Origin of the sequence: Marinobacter sp. ES-1, from assembly GCF_000475255.1 — a bacterium.
Classification (GTDB): Bacteria; Pseudomonadota; Gammaproteobacteria; order Pseudomonadales; family Oleiphilaceae; genus Marinobacter; species Marinobacter vinifirmus.
The window spans coordinates 190,416-204,814 of sequence record NZ_AXBV01000096.1 but is presented as its reverse complement, the minus strand read 5'-3'; the positions used below and the strand labels follow the sequence as shown (position 1 = coordinate 204,814).

The following is a 14,399-nucleotide window of genomic DNA, read 5'->3' as shown; positions in this document are numbered from 1 at the left end:
CTCAGCGTTGCCCGAGAAGCTGTGTGGCCTCTCGGCGGCGACCGTCATCTGCCAGCTCACGGCCCGGCCTGCCTGGCGCCGACAGTACTTTTTCCAGGTACACCCGCGCCCGCTCCGGCTCATCCTGATCCAGCAGAAAATCCCCGAAAAAATAATTGGCATCAATGCCATCAGGGTTGATCGCCAGGGCTTTTTGCAGGTAACTCCGGGCCTTGCTGTCATCCCCGAACCCCAGCGGCCAGCCCGGCACCTGGTAGTATAGACTACCCAGAGACGTGTAGGCCGAGCCATCCAGTGCCTCTGGATCAATCTCCAGTGCCGCTTCCAGTGACGCCCTGGCCTCTTTTACCAACCCCAGGGCCCCCAGACCGCCTTTGGCGCCAGCGTAGGTGCTGAGCACAATACCCTGCCAGATCAGCGGTTCCGCCCGGCCCGGGTAATCGGCGACAAAGGTCTCAGCGTCCCTGGCCAGTGCTTCAAACGCCTTTTCCCTGTCGTCCTCGGGCAACTGATACTGGATCTCGGCCCAGCGTTGCTGAATGTGCACCAGCTCAGCCTGTATGTCCTGAGCCCACAGAGGCATGGCCAGGACACTGGCCAACATCATTGCTATCCACTTCATGACATTGCTCCTGAATCCAGAAAGCGCCGGATGACCGGCAGTTGTTTCAACATGGCTTTATCCACCATCTTCGGCAGGATGCCGTTGATCACCACAAACAGTTTTTCCGGCCAGCCCAGGAAGCGCCGGCGCTCATCCTTTTCCATGGCCTGAAGAATCTGGGCCGCCACGGTTTCCGGAGCGTCCATGGCATTGCCCAGCGCCCGGTTCAACTCGTTCACCGGCTCCGGGTTCATGGCCGTGGCGGTCGCCCTGGGGGCCACGTACACCACCTGCACCGGGGTATCCGCCAGCTCCCGGCGCAGGGCTTCGGTAAAGCCGCGCAGGCCGAATTTGCTGGCACAGTAAGCGGTGTAGCCCGGGAACCCGATACTGCCGAAGGTGGAACCCACAAACACCAGGCCGCCCATCCCCGCTTTACGGAACCGCGGGACAAAATGCCGGGCGACCAGCATGGCGGAACGCAGGTTGACCATGAGCTGGGCGTCCAGGTCGCTGACCGCCATGCCCTCCAGCGCCGCAAAGCGGTTCTGGCCGGCGCAGTGGATCACGCCATCAATATCCGGATACACCTCGGTCAGCTGTTGCAGTTGCCGGTCCAGTTCCAGGCTGGCCAGCTCCAGGTGCACCGGGGAAACGCCTGCGCGCTTTTCCAGCCGCTCGGGATGGCGGGTCGCCACAATCACCCGGGCACCACTTTCCACCAGGGGGCTGATCAGGGCCTGGCCAATGCCGCCAGTGCCGCCCAGCAGCAGAAAGGTTCGGTCATGCAGCCTCATGGCGCTGCTCCTTGTTACTGGCCGGCAGCGGAATGCTGTGCAGCATGTCGCCGTAAAGTCGATACACCATGCGGGCCGACTCGATGATGACCTGCTGGTCGTCCGGATCTGTAATGCTGTCCATCAGGTTGCGGAAAAACTCGAAGTGCTCCTGGTCCAGTGCGCCGTGAGAATACAGATAGCTGAAGGCCTGGTCAGGCAGGCCCAACTGCTTCTGGATGGCTTCGCCCAGCGGCGTGGCCAGTTCGATGGAGGTGCCTTCCAGTACCTGAACCATGCCGAAAAAGGCGGCCGGGTTGCCGCGCTGGATGCGGTCGTACAGGTAAGCCACCATCAGCTCGATGGAGGTATCCGGCTGGCCATGGCGGATGGCTTCCTTGTCTTCACCACAGGCTTCCAGGTCGTTCAGGATCCACTCGTGGTGGCCGTATTCTTCCTCGATGTATTCCACCAGCGCCTTGCGCACAAACTCCAGCCGCTCGGGCAGCCGGCCGCCGCAGGCCATCATCAGCGGCACCGTGTGTTTCACGTGGTGGTAGGCCTGGGTCAGAAACCAGGTGTAGCCTTCAAGGTCAAAGCGACCCTCCTGGATGGCTTGAATCACCGGGGCTCCGGTGACATGGGCCCGGGCCTGTTCGGTTTCGGATTGCAGTCGGTCAAAAAATGCCATGTTGGAGACTCCTGGCGTTGTCTGTTGGGGAGAAGTGCCCGCAGGCACAGAAAGATTCATAAAAAGGGGAAAGGCTTCAGCCATGAGCACGGGCAGGTCAGCCTGAATCTGATGCCGCACCGGGCGGCCGTTGGCGGTGATATGGCCTTCGGCCTGGGTCAGGGGTTGCCGGCGGATGTACACGGCTTGCAAGCGGGCGTAGTCGGGCAAACCGGCATTGAGTGCCGTCAGGGCGGCCCGCAACGTGTCCGGGCCACGACCATCCCGAACCACCAGCAAGGCGCTGGGCTGTGGTTCGCCATCACCAAACACCACGGCCTGGGCGGCGCCCACGGCCTGTACCAACTCGCTCTCCAGCCATTCCGGGCTGATGTTGCGACCAAAACTGGTAATGATCAGGTTCTTGGCGCGGCCGTTAACAGCCAGGAAGCCCTCCGGGCTGATCGCCCCAAGGTCTCCGGTGTCCAGCCAGCCATCATCTTCGGGCTCGTCGCCCAGATAACCCAGATGGGTGTTGCCCCGCACCAGAATCCGCCGATTGCCATCCACCTGAACCTGTACATGCGAAAGCGGCCGGCCCACAGTGCCCTCCCGCTCCGCGCCCGGTACGTTCAGGGCCACCACCGAGCCACACTCGGACAAGCCGTAGCCCTCGTACAGCGGCAACCCGATCGACCGTCCCCGGGCCAGCAAATCCGGTGAAACCCGGCCACCACCAACGGCCAGGAAACGAAACGAATCCGTAGCCAGCGAACCCTGCTCGGCGGCATTGACCAGCGCCATGGCCAGCTCCGGCACCAGAATCACCGAATGGGGCTGGTGCTGATTCAGGCCGGCCACCAGCTGGCCCAGTTCCAGGCCGCTGCTGCCAGTCATGCCCAGGGTTTGCAGCGGGGCAACCGTCACCGTGGCACCCATCAGCAGGGGCAGGTATACCCCGGCAATGTTCTCCAGCAGGGTCGCCAGGGGCAGGATGCACAGGTGTTGCTGTAACGTCACACCTTCAAGCCGCTGTTGCAGTGCACAAGCGGTCGCAGCCATCTGCTGCGCCGACAGGCACACGCCCTTAGGGGTACCGGTGCTGCCGGAGGTGAAGGTAATCTTGGCGGTGTGTTCCGGCATCCAGGCCGCACCCGCAGACACCGGCAGGTGCCGCAACCAAACACCCTGGCCAATCGCCTCCGCCTGTTCGGCCTCGGCACTGAACAGCAGGGCATCCAGCCCTGCCCGCTGAATCAGGTGCTCGGTCTGGCTTTTGGAGAAAAACACCGGCACCGGCACACACACCACCTCTGCCATCAGGCAGGCAAGGTCCGCCACCACCCAGGCCGGGGTGTTGACGCCACACAACCCGATGCGTTTAACACCCAGGTTTCGCAACTGTTCGGCCACCAACTGCGCCGCCCGCCATAGCTGCTGATAACTGAAACTGGCGTCTGGCCCCTGCAGTGCAATGCGCTCCGGATGTTGCCGGACCCGCTGAGACAGGAGATCAGGCAAGGCGGCCATAGGCACCTCCCAGGTCCGCCTGCGGTTTATACTCGGCCGCAACAACCGGCTGCACCAGCTTCAGCAAGCCGGCGGTGCGCAAGGCCGCCATACCATCAGCGACCTTGATGGTCATCACCACCGGATGATGGTCGTAATAGCGACCCCAACCAGCGCCGCCATCCGGCAATTTTGAAGGGTCGGCATCCGCCAGCACCTGCGTGGCGATGCCGAGCCGATGGAAACTGTTGCGCAACTGGTCGGTACCGGTACACACCACCCAGTCATAGCCGGCAGCATCCAACCACACTGAGAGCGAGGCGAACAGATAGCGGCTGACCCCGGCTTCCACCCCGGCCAGGTGGGCAATTTCGGCAATACCGCTGCGCCTTGTTCCCGGTTCCGGCATCAGTGTTTGCACCGGCACCGACAGGTAATCCTCCAGAAAAAGCCGTTCCTGTTCCGCATTGCGCACGCCAACGGCGGCCAGCAGCGTTCCCTGAGCGGTTGTCAGGGCCAGAAGCCGTGGAATACGCAGGGAAGGCTCGGCCCCGTACGCGTGGAGGAAGCGGCGCCGAATGAAATCCGACACCGTGTGGGCCAATGGCGTGTTGGACTGGATTTCGCAAAACCACCGGCCAGCACAACGGACGGCCGGAACCAACTCCCCGGAATCCGGAGGACAACAGGTCGACATTGTTAACGGATCAGTCATGGCTGCCTTCTCTCTGCTTGCTTTTCCTGGCCCAGACGGACGCAGGGTCATGGCTGACAGATTAGAAAGGCTGGCTTAAACCAGTCTTAAGACGGCACCACAGAAACCTTAAGAGCGCCTTAAGGTTTCTGTGCCTGCACGGTTAAGGCTCACTTAAGAAAGGAGGGGTAGATTGCGGCCAACCTCGGGGCTATCCCGAAAACAATCGACACAGACGCAAACACCTATGCCCAAAGCTCGCCATTTTTTTCAACGCCGACTTGCCCGTTTCCTTGCAGCCGGCGGACTGGCCACGCTGTTGCATTGGCTGATGATGGGCCTGCTGGTTCAGGCCGGGCTTGACCCCAGGCTAGCAACAGCAACCGGAGCCACGGCCGGACTGGTTTTCAACTACGTGGCCCAGCATCAGTACGCGTTTGCCTCGAACCTGCCGCACCGAGTCGCGATGCCGCGATACCTGGCGGCAGCCAGTCTGGGCTGGACCCTGAACCTTTTCAGCTTCTCCGTTCTCAGCCTGGCTGGCCTCAAAGTCCTGTCAGCACAGTTCCTGGCCACGGCACTCGTCACGGTTGCCAATTACTTCTTTGCCAAGAGGTTTGTTTTCCATGAAAAAACAACGCTCAAGCTCCCCTGAACCTATGCTGAGCATAGTTATTCCGGTCCACAACGAGGCTGAAGTGCTCCCGGCCCTGCTGGCTCGACTCTGGACGACCGGGCAAAAGCTCGACGGCAGCTTTGAGCTGCTGTTTGTCGACGACGGCAGTCGGGATGATTCGGTCGCCATTCTGATGGCCGCCAGGCAACGGCAGCCAGAAATCCGTGTCTTGCAGTTGTCCCGAAACTTCGGCAAGGAGGCGGCAGTCTCGGCCGGCCTGGAGCACGCCCGCGGCGAGGCCGTGGTGCTTATGGATGCAGACCTTCAGGATCCCCCCGAACTGATTCCCGACATGCTTGCCGAATGGCGCAAAGGGGCCGATGTCGTGCTGATGAAACGCCGATCCCGGGCCGGCGAAAGCTGGCTTAAACGCATCACGGCCAGCCTTTTCTATCGTCTGATCAATCGGATCAGCGATTCTCCGATTCCGGTCGATACCGGCGACTTCCGGCTGATGAGCCGGCGCACGGTCGAGGCCCTGAACCGGCTTCCGGAACGCAACCGTTACCTCAAGGGCATGTTTGCCTGGGTCGGTATGCCCACCGTAACCCTGGAATTCGATCGCGACCCCCGAATCGCAGGCAGCACCAAGTGGAACTACCTGAAACTCGTACACCTGGCCATGGAGGGCATCACCTCATTCTCGACCCGACCACTGCGACTGGCCCTTGTGCTGGGCTTACTGGCCGCGGGGGCAGGCGGCACCGTTGGCCTCTGGGAGGTAATCCGGGCGCTGGCCTTCGGCATTTCAACACCGGGCTATGCCTCCCTGATTGCCATGATCACCTTCCTGTCCGGCGTCCAGCTTCTGTGTGTCGGCTTGTTGGGGGAATACATCGGGCGCATCTATATGGAAACCAAGCAACGCCCGGTTTTTATCGTGGCGGAAGATAGTCAGGAGACCATGACTTACATACAACCCATGCTGCGAGTGGCCGGCCATGACCAGAATCAGTAACACCTTGCTGTGGCTGCTGGTCTCGGTGCTTGCTGCCAGGCTCGGCCTGTCTGCCTTGTTGCCGTTCGCGGACACCACCGAGCCCCGCTACGCGGAGATGGCGCGGATTATGGCGGAAACCGGCGACTGGATAACCCCCTGGTTCGATATTGGTGTGCCTTTCTGGGGCAAGCCGCCCCTGTCGTTCTGGACTCAGGCACTGTCGTTCAAGCTGTTCGGCGTCAGCGAATTCGCCGGCCGACTGCCCTCCTGGCTGGCCAATGTCGGCATCGTCTGGCTGGTCTACAACCTGCGTCGCTACCTGCACCCCGACCCGCTCGGCCACGGAGCCAAAACTCAAGGGCTCTGGGCTGCGTTAATCTACGCCACTACGGCATTGGGCTTTCTGTCTGCCGGCACGGTAATGACAGATTCATTCCTGGCCCTTGGCACCAGCCTGACACTGGTGAGCCTGATCATTCGCCTGCAGGGGGGGCCGCCGCTCTGGGGCTGGCTGTTCTTCATCGGCCTGGCTACTGGCCTGCTGGCCAAGGGACCACTGGTTCTGGTGCTGGCTGGCCTGCCGGTGTTCCTCTGGGCGCTCGCCTTCAACCGCTGGCGGCCCCTCTGGCACAGCCTGCCCTGGGTGCGCGGCCTGGCCCTGACCCTGCTGATTTCAGCCCCCTGGTATGTTCTGGCGGAGCTGAAGACACCTGGCTTCCTCGATTACTTCATTGTCGGCGAGCACATCAAGCGTTTTGTGGTCAGCGGCTGGCAGGGTGATCTGTACGGCAGCGCCCACGATTTCCCCCGGGGCACTATCTGGCTCTATCTGGTGCTTGCCAGCATGCCTTGGGGGCTGGCTGCGATGGCCGGGATGGTCCGCCACCACTGGCGCGGTGTTCACAAACTGCAGCATTGGCTTAGTGGCGAACACAACGTCAGCACCCTGGTGGTGCTGGCGGCGTTAGCTCCGGCCCTATTCTTTACCCTGGCTGGCAACATACTCTGGACCTATGTGCTGCCGGGGCTGCCCTTTGTGGCCGTGCTTGCCTCGGGATTACTGACACCAGACACCGGCCAGCGCCTGCCGCGCCCCACGGTAGCGGCCAGCCTGCTCATCCCCGTGCTCGGCACCCTGGCCAGCGGCTGGGTCTACCTGCATCCGGAGCAACTGAAAACGGAACGGGAGCTGGTGATGACCGCCAGCCAGCTGGCCGGGCGTTCATCGGCCAGGCTTGTGTACACCGGCGAACCGCCATTTTCGGCCAGGTTTTACAGCGCAGGCAGAGCCGATAGCATTGACGTCGAAAGTCTTCGTCTTCAGCTCGCGAATGGAACTCTGCGGCGACCTTTGGCGGTGGCCGTGGGAAAAAACCAGCATGACTTACTTGGCCAGTTGCAGCAGATTACCGATCCGGTCGACGAAAACCGGCGTTACAAGCTGTTCCTGCTGGAACCGATGACCAACAATACGGCTGGGAACAGTAATTCGGACCGCAAATTGCCCGCATTCCATTACACTGAAAAACACCAGCAACCTTTGAGCTAAAAACCAACCGGATGGCGTAGCCAAATGCGCATACTTCTAACCGAAGACGATCACCCACTGGCCAACACCATGCTGAGCATGCTGCGGGACGGCCAGAATACCGTGGACTGGCTGGATGATGGTCAGCAGGCCCTCAATGCCTTACTCAACGAGAGTTTTGACCTGGCCATTCTGGACCTGACATTACCCCGAGTCGACGGCCTGCATATCGTCCGGAGGGTGCGGGAACAGGGAATCGACCTGCCGATCATTATTCTGACCGCCCGCAGCGACCTGACTGAGAAGCTTCAAGGCCTGGACGCCGGGGCCGATGATTATCTGACCAAACCCTTCGCCATGGCCGAACTCAAGGCCCGCATCCGGGCCGTTACGCGCCGGGGCTCCGGCACCCGGGCCGACGGACTGAGAGTCGGCCGACTGATACTGGATCCGGAGTCAGGAAAGCTACAGGTCGGCACCGAAGCCTCCGTGCTGCCGCGCAGCGAACTGCAGATTCTGCACCACCTGATGCGCCACCCCGACCAGGTAGCCACCCGCAGGCGCCTGGAAGAACAGCTGTATGGCTGGGATCAGGGCGCCGAAAGCAACGCTCTGGAAGTACACATTCACCACCTGCGCCGGCGGGTGGGCAAACAGACCATCCGCACCGTGCGTGGCGTAGGCTACCTGCTCGACAGCAAGGCTGCAGCGGGCGAGGATGAAAGCGCATGAGCCTGACCCGCAAGCTGATCCTGCTGATTACCAGCACCGTTTTCCTGATTACCCTGATTGCCGCCGGCTGGGGCTTTTACGTCAGCGACCATCAGCTGGAAGAACTGTTTGATGCCGAACTGGCCCAGAGCACCCGCATCGTGCAGGGGCTGGTGGAGCACCTGTCTGGCACTCAGTCCATTGATCAGCTGGCCATTACCCTGTCCAGAACCCTGGAGTTACCCGACGCCGTCTTTCAGGGCGATGAAGAGGAAGACGAAATCCTGCCGGACGGCGCTGGCCACAAGTACGAACGGAAAATAGCCTTTGAGGTCTGGTCACCAGATCAGCAGCCGGTTCTGGACACACTTCGGGCCAACGACACCCAGGGCCTGGAGCCGGGATTTGCCTGGCAAGAGGCTGCGGGCTACCAGTGGCGAACCTTCACCCTGCAGGATCCCGCCACCGGCTTCTGGATTCGTACGGCTCAGAGGGAAGACGTTCGGGATGAGCTGAGCCAGGAGATTGCCCTGGGCAACGTGCTGCCATTCCTGCTGGCACTGCCCCTGCTGGGGTTATCCGTGCTGACCGCCATTCAGGTCAGTTTCCAGCCCCTGAGAAAGCTGGAGAAGTCCGTTCGCAATATGGCACCGGAGAAAATTCACCCTCTGGACGACCGCCAGGCGCCGAAAGAAGTCGCCGGGCTGGTGCACGCCGTAAATGGCCTGCTGAAACGCCTGAACCAGGCCCTGGAACGGGAACGCCGGTTCTCCGCCGATGCCGCCCACGAGCTGCGAACTCCTCTGACCGCGCTGCGCCTGAACCTGGAGAAAGTCTACGGCGACAACCCGGAGCATTACGGCGACCTGATTCAGTCTGTCGACCGAATGGTCTACCTGGTGGAGCAAATGTTGTTACTGAACCGGGTCGACGCCGGCACGGATTTCACGCCGGAGTACCATAACCTCTCGGCTATTATCGAACAGAGCATTGCCGACGTGGCACCACTGGCCCTGAAAAAGCACATCGAGCCGGTACTCGAGGATGAGGCTGGGCAATCGCTGATCAGCTGCCACAGCGCGCTGATCAATACCCTGATGCGCTCGCTGCTGGCCAACGCGATTCAGTACAGCCCGGCGCACACCCTGATCACTACCCGCCTGGCGCCAGACGGCGACGGCTATGCCATCTCGGTATGCGACCAAGGCCCGGGCATTCCCCCCGAAGAACGTGAACGGGCGCTCAGCCGGTTTGTCCGGCTGGACCAGCGCAAAGGAGGCGGCGCCGGGCTGGGCCTGGCAATCGCCCGACGGATTGCCGAGCTGCATCATGGCCACCTGGTTTTGACCGACCGTGCGGATGGCGAAAGCGGGCTCTGCGTCAACGTTTGGCTACCCGCCCGGTACGCAGCAAGCCAGCCCCGCCCTTAAGGTTCATTTAAGGTTCCAGGCCAATAATACCTCCCGGACTGGATCATCGACAGCGATGATCCATCGGTTCTTTCAGGGAGACAGACGCAATGGTGCAACCTCGTACCCTCTCGCTGGTGATTCCGGCCAAAGACGAACAGGATAATATCGCACACCTGTTGACCGAGGCTTTCACGGTGATGCGGGATTACCCGGGCTTTGAGGTAGTGGTCGTGGATGATGGCAGCAATGACCAGACACTGGCCATTGCCCGTCGCACCGCCGAGGGGCTTGGCGGGCAACTGGTCACGGTTCGACATGAACAGAGCATCGGCCAGAGTGGCGCACTGTCAACGGGCGTCCACCGCGCACGGGGTCAACTGATCGTGACCATGGACGGCGACGGCCAGAACGACCCCGCGGACATACCGGCGCTTCTGCAACAAGCCAACGGCATCCGTGCTACCGATTTCTGCATTGCCGGTTATCGGAAGAACCGCAAAGATACCTCGTGGAAACGCTTCCAATCCCGCTTCGCCAACAAGGTGCGCAATGTCTTTCTGCACGATGGGGTACCCGACACCGGCTGCGGGCTCAAGCTGTTTCCCAGAGCGACGTTCCTGAAACTGCCATGGTTTGACCACGCCCACCGATTTATTCCGGCGCTGGTAAAGGGTCTGAATGGTGAGATTGCCGTGGTGGAAGTCAATCATCGCCCCCGCACGGCGGGCATCTCCAAATACACCGCCTGGAATCGGGCCTGGGCCGGTGTGATCGACATGATCGGGGTGATGTGGCTGATTCGCCGAACCCGCGTGCCCCGCATTGCAGCGCCGGCCGACAGCCACGCTGAGTTCCCGACATCCGAGCAGGCCTGAGATGATCAAGGGTGTTCGTTGGCTGGCATTTGCAGGCCTGGTTCTGACAGGTTATGGGGCCGTGCACTACGGCTGGTTTGGATTAATCACAGATCAGGCCAGAATCGCCGGGTACCTTGAACAACACGGTCTGCAGGGATTACTGGCCGTCACGCTCGGAGGCGCCTTCTACACCGGGCTTGGCGCGCCCCGACAACTGCTGGCACTGGCCATGGGATTCGCCGTGGGCGGCCTGCAGGGCACGATTCTCTCCACCCTGGCGACGGCCCTCGGCACCACCGGTTGCTTTTTCACCGCCCGCTTGCTGCTGAGAGCCCCCTTGCTCAATCGCTTCCAGCGCAGGCTCAACCGCTTTGACGCACTCTTCCGTGAACAGACCCTGCTGAAAATTTTGATGATCCGCCTGTTGCCCGTCGGCAGCAACCTGGCCACCAATCTGATTGCCGGCTGTTCCGGCATTCGTTTTCTGCCGTTTATAACCGGCAGTGTCATTGGCTATGTTCCGCAAATGGTGATCTTCGCCCTGGCCGGTGCCGGTATCGGTCAAACCGACGCAACCCAGCTGCTGGTCAGTGCCGTTCTTTTTGCCGTGGCATCAGCGATTGGGGCATTCCTCTACCACAGTCAACGCAACCAGTCTCTGGCCCGGTCCGTGTCTGAGCCATCCTGAGTTCCCGTTTATGCTTGCAACTCCGTTTTTACGTCAGTTACCTGAACGCCTGTTCGACCTGCCACGCAGCCGATTACTCTGGCTGCTCCTGGCCTTTGCCGCCGTTGTCATTTTCTCGGGCATGGGCTTGCGCTCGCCATGGCCTGCTGACGAACCCCGCTTTGCGGAGATCGCCCGTGAGATGGTGGAATCAGGGCAGTGGCTGCTACCCATGCGGGGCGGTGAGCTGTACCCGGATAAGCCGCCGGTGTTCATGTGGGCGATTGCGTTCTTCTACTGGCTGACCGGCAATCTCAAGATCGCCTTTCTCTTACCCAATGCCCTCTGCAGCCTGCTGACCCTGGGGCTGGTCTTCGATCTGGGCACGCGCCTGTGGAATCAACGCACCGGCGCAACCGCCGCCCTGTTGCTGATGCTGGCGCCCCAGTTCCTGATTCAAGCCCAGCGTGCCCAGATCGATGCCATGGTGGCTTGCTGGGTTATGGTGGCCTGTTACGGCCTGATCCGGCACTTTTTTGTTCAGCCGTCCTGGCGCTGGTATTTCGTGGCCTGGGCCTTTATGGGGCTTGGCATTATTACCAAAGGGGTTGGCTTTCTTCCCGCCTTGCTGTTCATTCCGATACTGGCTCTGAAACTGCGGGACACTTCTCAATTTCAGGGCACACTCCGCTGGCGCTGCGCCCTCGGGCCCCTGGTCATGCTGGCCGTTGTGGCAGCCTGGCTGGTGCCGATGGTTCTGGCAGTCAATCACCTTGGCACCGATGAAGCCCTGGCTTATCGCGACAACATTCTGTTCAAACAGACCGGTGAGCGCTATGCCGATTCCTGGGGGCACATTCAGCCCTGGTATTACTACCTCGCCAGCGTGATTCCCTCACTCTGGTTTCCGCTGCCACTCCTGCTCCTGGCGCTGTTGCAGCCCGTTCGGAACGCCCTCAGGCACAGTCCGGAAGTCCTGGTCCTGTTGGCGTGGGTGGTGTTGGTGGTGGCGTTTTTCAGCCTGAGCCCGGGCAAACGCGGGGTGTATGTGCTCCCGGCTCTGCCAGCACTGGCCCTGAGCCTGGCTCCGGCATTGAGCGGACAACGCCCGGCACGCTGGTTCGGGCCGGCCATGACCGGCCTGCACCTGTTGCTGGGTGCCGCCCTGGTCAGCATTGGCGTGATGGCCTGGAACGATCTCCCCCGCCTGGTGGAAAAAGTCGCCGACTACACCCAGGATCCTGCCCGACTGCACGAAGCCGGCAGCCTGCTATTCACCCTCGGGCTTATCTGGCTGGTGAGCCTCGTAGCGCTCTGGCGCTCCCAGGCTCTTGGGCGCTGGTTCGTTGCCCTGATGCTGAGCTGGCTGGTATTCACCACCTGGGGTTATCGGATTCTCGAGCCATTGCGCACCCCCAGGAATGTGTTGGCGGCGGCAGAGCAGATCGCGCCAGCCGGGGGCCAGATCGGCATGATTGATTTTCGGGAACAGTTTATCCTTTTCTCAAAGCGCGATTTCACGCATTTCAGCTTCTTCAGTTCACTGGAACAGGAAGATCGGAATGCCTGGCTTTGGATGAGGGAGACGCCGGATAGCTATCTGATTGTGGCCGATCGGCATGCCCTGTCTTGCTTCACCACTGACGGCGCAAAAACCATTGGCACGGCTCACCGGGACAACTTCCTGCTGCTGAGCGACAACCACCTGAAACCGGAGTGCGAGCCTCCGGCGTCCGTGTTGCGCTTCACCACCCGACAACCGGGAACCTGGCTGAAATAAACCCGCCAGGATTCCTGTGTGCTATGTTGCCTCATGCACTCCCTACACACGGACCATGATAGATGGAAAATCACAGAGTTCACCGAACTGGCTGGCTGAGGGCCGCCGTTCTGGGCGCCAACGATGGCATTGTGTCTACCGCCAGCCTGGTGCTTGGGGTCGCGGCCAGCGGAGCCAGCAAAGAGGCCATTCTTGTTGCCGGGGTAGCGGGGCTGGTGGCGGGTGCCATGTCGATGGCCGCCGGCGAGTATGTGTCGGTCAGTTCGCAGGCTGATACCGAACAGGCCGATCTCAAGCGCGAGCACCAGGAACTTGAATCGGACCCTGAGTCAGAGCTGGCAGAGTTGGCGGGTATATACCGCGCTCGCGGTCTGAGCCGGGAGCTGGCGCAGCAAGTGGCGACCGAGTTAACCAGGCACGATGCCCTGGGTGCCCACGCCCGGGACGAACTGGGTATTACGGATGCCCTTACCGCCAGACCCGTGCAGGCAGCCCTGGCCTCGGCAGCCACCTTTGCCGTTGGTGCAGCCCTGCCCCTGACTGTACTTCTGCTGGTTCCGGTCAGTCTGGTTCTCGGCGCGGTATCGGTGAGTTCACTGATTTTCCTCGCAGGCCTTGGTGCCCTGTCCGCCCGGGCCGGCGGTGCGGGTGTCATGCGGGGCACCATCCGGGTTATGTTTTGGGGGGCGCTCGCCATGGCGCTTACTGCGGGCATTGGTGCGCTTTTTGGTGTCGTCGCCGGCTGAAAACCCGGCGAGCCCTCGTGTCCCGTCTGGCTAATTATCCACCGTAAACGACACAATCCGCGACAAATGGCTCACCGGCAACCCGGTTTCCTGGTGCCACTGGTTGAACGCCTGCTGGGCCTGGGTCAGGCCTTTCTTGCTGGCAGGAGAGGCATCCAGAATGCCGGCTCGGGTAAGAGCGGTAACCACATCGTGGGACAGGATAAAACCATCCCAGCCCACTCGGCGAAGAAAGTACTGGGCCGAGTTACCGCCCAGCCGCTCACCGTTACGCTTTAGGTAAAGCAACAAGCCCACCTGGTCATCACCCGGCCAGTTAGCGAGAAACTGCCCGAAGCTGCCGTGATCTTTCGCCACATCCATGATCATCCGGGCGTTTTCCGGCACGGTGCGGATTTTCTGCATGTTGCGGACGATACGCTCATCCGCCGCCAACCGTTCCAGCACCTCCGGTGGCACTTGCTGCCAGTAGGCCGGAACAAAACCGTCAAACGCCGCCTCAGAATCCGGCCACTTGTTCTCGATGACCCGCCAGACAAACCCCGCCTTGAAAATGCAGCGAGTCATCTCCGACAGATAGCGGTCGTCACTCACCTCCGCCAGCCGGCTTTTCTCCACCACCGGCGGCAGCAGGGCTTGCAGGGCCTGCTCACCACCTTTGCGGGCGAGGGCGACGTTGTAGAATTCAGTAAAGTTCATAGCACTCTCCAAAAGGCAGAGCTGTCAAAACACAAAAAGAAGTCTCACAAAGGGACTCATAGTACCCAAAATGAGACCTTTAGTACCTTTTTTGAGACTTTCAATTCCCATATTGGGTACTATAGTACCC

At 61.1% G+C, this 14,399-nt stretch carries 14 protein-coding genes; 9 read left to right on the top strand and 5 right to left on the bottom strand.

What is annotated here, in order from left to right; translation table 11 throughout:
* Nucleotide 1: 1 nt before the first annotated feature.
* Genes Q668_RS15650 through Q668_RS15635 form a run of 4 tightly spaced genes read right to left on the bottom strand, consistent with a single transcriptional unit; the run spans nucleotide 2 to nucleotide 4,151 of the window.
* Complete coding sequence (locus Q668_RS15650; RefSeq protein ID WP_022990578.1) at nucleotides 2-622, bottom strand: tetratricopeptide repeat protein; 621 nt, start codon at nucleotides 620-622, stop codon at nucleotides 2-4.
* On the bottom strand, nucleotides 619-1,401 hold the full coding sequence (locus Q668_RS15645; RefSeq protein ID WP_022990577.1) for an SDR family oxidoreductase: 783 nt from the start codon (nucleotides 1,399-1,401) through the stop codon (nucleotides 619-621). The genes Q668_RS15650 and Q668_RS15645 overlap by 4 nt, the downstream gene beginning before the upstream one ends.
* Entirely contained in the window at nucleotides 1,388-3,580 is a 2,193-nt protein-coding gene (locus Q668_RS15640) for an AMP-binding protein (protein WP_022990576.1), read from the bottom strand. Before Q668_RS15640 ends, Q668_RS15645 begins: the two co-directional genes overlap by 14 nt.
* Nucleotides 3,564-4,151 carry a thermostable hemolysin gene (locus Q668_RS15635; RefSeq protein WP_413771528.1) on the bottom strand — a complete coding sequence of 196 codons (588 nt, stop codon included), beginning with the start codon at nucleotides 4,149-4,151 and terminating at the stop codon, nucleotides 3,564-3,566. The genes Q668_RS15640 and Q668_RS15635 overlap by 17 nt, the downstream gene beginning before the upstream one ends.
* Before the next feature lie 295 nt (nucleotides 4,152-4,446).
* Between Q668_RS15635 and Q668_RS15630 the strand changes: the two genes are divergently transcribed.
* From Q668_RS15630 to Q668_RS15590, 9 genes are all read left to right on the top strand, one after another.
* Nucleotides 4,447-4,908: a GtrA family protein gene (locus tag Q668_RS15630; RefSeq protein ID WP_227498376.1), complete on the top strand. Its 462-nt coding sequence runs from the start codon at nucleotides 4,447-4,449 to the stop codon at nucleotides 4,906-4,908.
* Nucleotides 4,880-5,887: a glycosyltransferase family 2 protein gene (locus tag Q668_RS15625; protein ID WP_036149969.1), complete on the top strand. Its 1,008-nt coding sequence runs from the start codon at nucleotides 4,880-4,882 to the stop codon at nucleotides 5,885-5,887. The genes Q668_RS15630 and Q668_RS15625 overlap by 29 nt, the downstream gene beginning before the upstream one ends.
* A complete protein-coding gene (locus Q668_RS15620) occupies nucleotides 5,871-7,418 on the top strand; it encodes an ArnT family glycosyltransferase (RefSeq protein ID WP_036220244.1) in 1,548 nt (515 codons plus the stop codon). The genes Q668_RS15625 and Q668_RS15620 overlap by 17 nt, the downstream gene beginning before the upstream one ends.
* 24 nt (nucleotides 7,419-7,442) lie before the next feature.
* A complete protein-coding gene (locus Q668_RS15615) occupies nucleotides 7,443-8,129 on the top strand; it encodes a response regulator transcription factor (RefSeq protein ID WP_022990572.1) in 687 nt (228 codons plus the stop codon).
* A complete protein-coding gene (locus Q668_RS15610) occupies nucleotides 8,126-9,538 on the top strand; it encodes an ATP-binding protein (RefSeq protein ID WP_022990571.1) in 1,413 nt (470 codons plus the stop codon). Before Q668_RS15615 ends, Q668_RS15610 begins: the two co-directional genes overlap by 4 nt.
* 89 nt (nucleotides 9,539-9,627) lie before the next feature.
* Nucleotides 9,628-10,395, top strand: coding sequence for a glycosyltransferase family 2 protein (locus Q668_RS15605; protein ID WP_022990570.1), 768 nt, complete (start codon nucleotides 9,628-9,630; stop codon nucleotides 10,393-10,395).
* Nucleotide 10,396: 1 nt separating this feature from the next.
* Nucleotides 10,397-11,065, top strand: coding sequence for a TVP38/TMEM64 family protein (locus tag Q668_RS15600; RefSeq protein ID WP_022990569.1), 669 nt, complete (start codon nucleotides 10,397-10,399; stop codon nucleotides 11,063-11,065).
* A gap of 10 nt (nucleotides 11,066-11,075) precedes the next feature.
* A complete protein-coding gene (locus Q668_RS15595) occupies nucleotides 11,076-12,824 on the top strand; it encodes an ArnT family glycosyltransferase (RefSeq protein ID WP_022990568.1) in 1,749 nt (582 codons plus the stop codon).
* Nucleotides 12,825-12,886: 62 nt separating this feature from the next.
* A complete protein-coding gene (locus tag Q668_RS15590) occupies nucleotides 12,887-13,570 on the top strand; it encodes a VIT family protein (RefSeq protein ID WP_022990567.1) in 684 nt (227 codons plus the stop codon).
* 30 nt (nucleotides 13,571-13,600) lie between these two features.
* Here Q668_RS15590 and Q668_RS15585 read toward each other — a convergent pair whose 3' ends face one another.
* Nucleotides 13,601-14,269 (bottom strand): DNA-3-methyladenine glycosylase I, encoded by a 669-nt coding sequence (locus tag Q668_RS15585; RefSeq protein ID WP_022990566.1) that lies wholly within the window; start codon nucleotides 14,267-14,269, stop codon nucleotides 13,601-13,603.
* Nucleotides 14,270-14,399 lie beyond the last annotated feature (130 nt).

What these genes read in the sequence shown, in the direction of transcription:
- Q668_RS15650 (WP_022990578.1), bottom strand. Translation starts at nt 622, where the DNA reads ATGAAGTGGATAGCAATGATGTTGGCCAGTGTCCTGGCCATGCCTCTG.
- Q668_RS15645 (WP_022990577.1), bottom strand. Translation starts at nt 1,401, where the DNA reads ATGAGGCTGCATGACCGAACCTTTCTGCTGCTGGGCGGCACTGGCGGC.
- Q668_RS15640 (WP_022990576.1), bottom strand. Translation starts at nt 3,580, where the DNA reads ATGGCCGCCTTGCCTGATCTCCTGTCTCAGCGGGTCCGGCAACATCCG.
- Q668_RS15625 (WP_036149969.1), top strand. Translation starts at nt 4,880, where the DNA reads ATGAAAAAACAACGCTCAAGCTCCCCTGAACCTATGCTGAGCATAGTT.
- Q668_RS15620 (WP_036220244.1), top strand. Translation starts at nt 5,871, where the DNA reads ATGACCAGAATCAGTAACACCTTGCTGTGGCTGCTGGTCTCGGTGCTT.
- Q668_RS15615 (WP_022990572.1), top strand. Translation starts at nt 7,443, where the DNA reads ATGCGCATACTTCTAACCGAAGACGATCACCCACTGGCCAACACCATG.
- Q668_RS15610 (WP_022990571.1), top strand. Translation starts at nt 8,126, where the DNA reads ATGAGCCTGACCCGCAAGCTGATCCTGCTGATTACCAGCACCGTTTTC.
- Q668_RS15605 (WP_022990570.1), top strand. Translation starts at nt 9,628, where the DNA reads ATGGTGCAACCTCGTACCCTCTCGCTGGTGATTCCGGCCAAAGACGAA.
- Q668_RS15600 (WP_022990569.1), top strand. Translation starts at nt 10,397, where the DNA reads ATGATCAAGGGTGTTCGTTGGCTGGCATTTGCAGGCCTGGTTCTGACA.
- Q668_RS15595 (WP_022990568.1), top strand. Translation starts at nt 11,076, where the DNA reads ATGCTTGCAACTCCGTTTTTACGTCAGTTACCTGAACGCCTGTTCGAC.
- Q668_RS15590 (WP_022990567.1), top strand. Translation starts at nt 12,887, where the DNA reads ATGGAAAATCACAGAGTTCACCGAACTGGCTGGCTGAGGGCCGCCGTT.
- Q668_RS15585 (WP_022990566.1), bottom strand. Translation starts at nt 14,269, where the DNA reads ATGAACTTTACTGAATTCTACAACGTCGCCCTCGCCCGCAAAGGTGGT.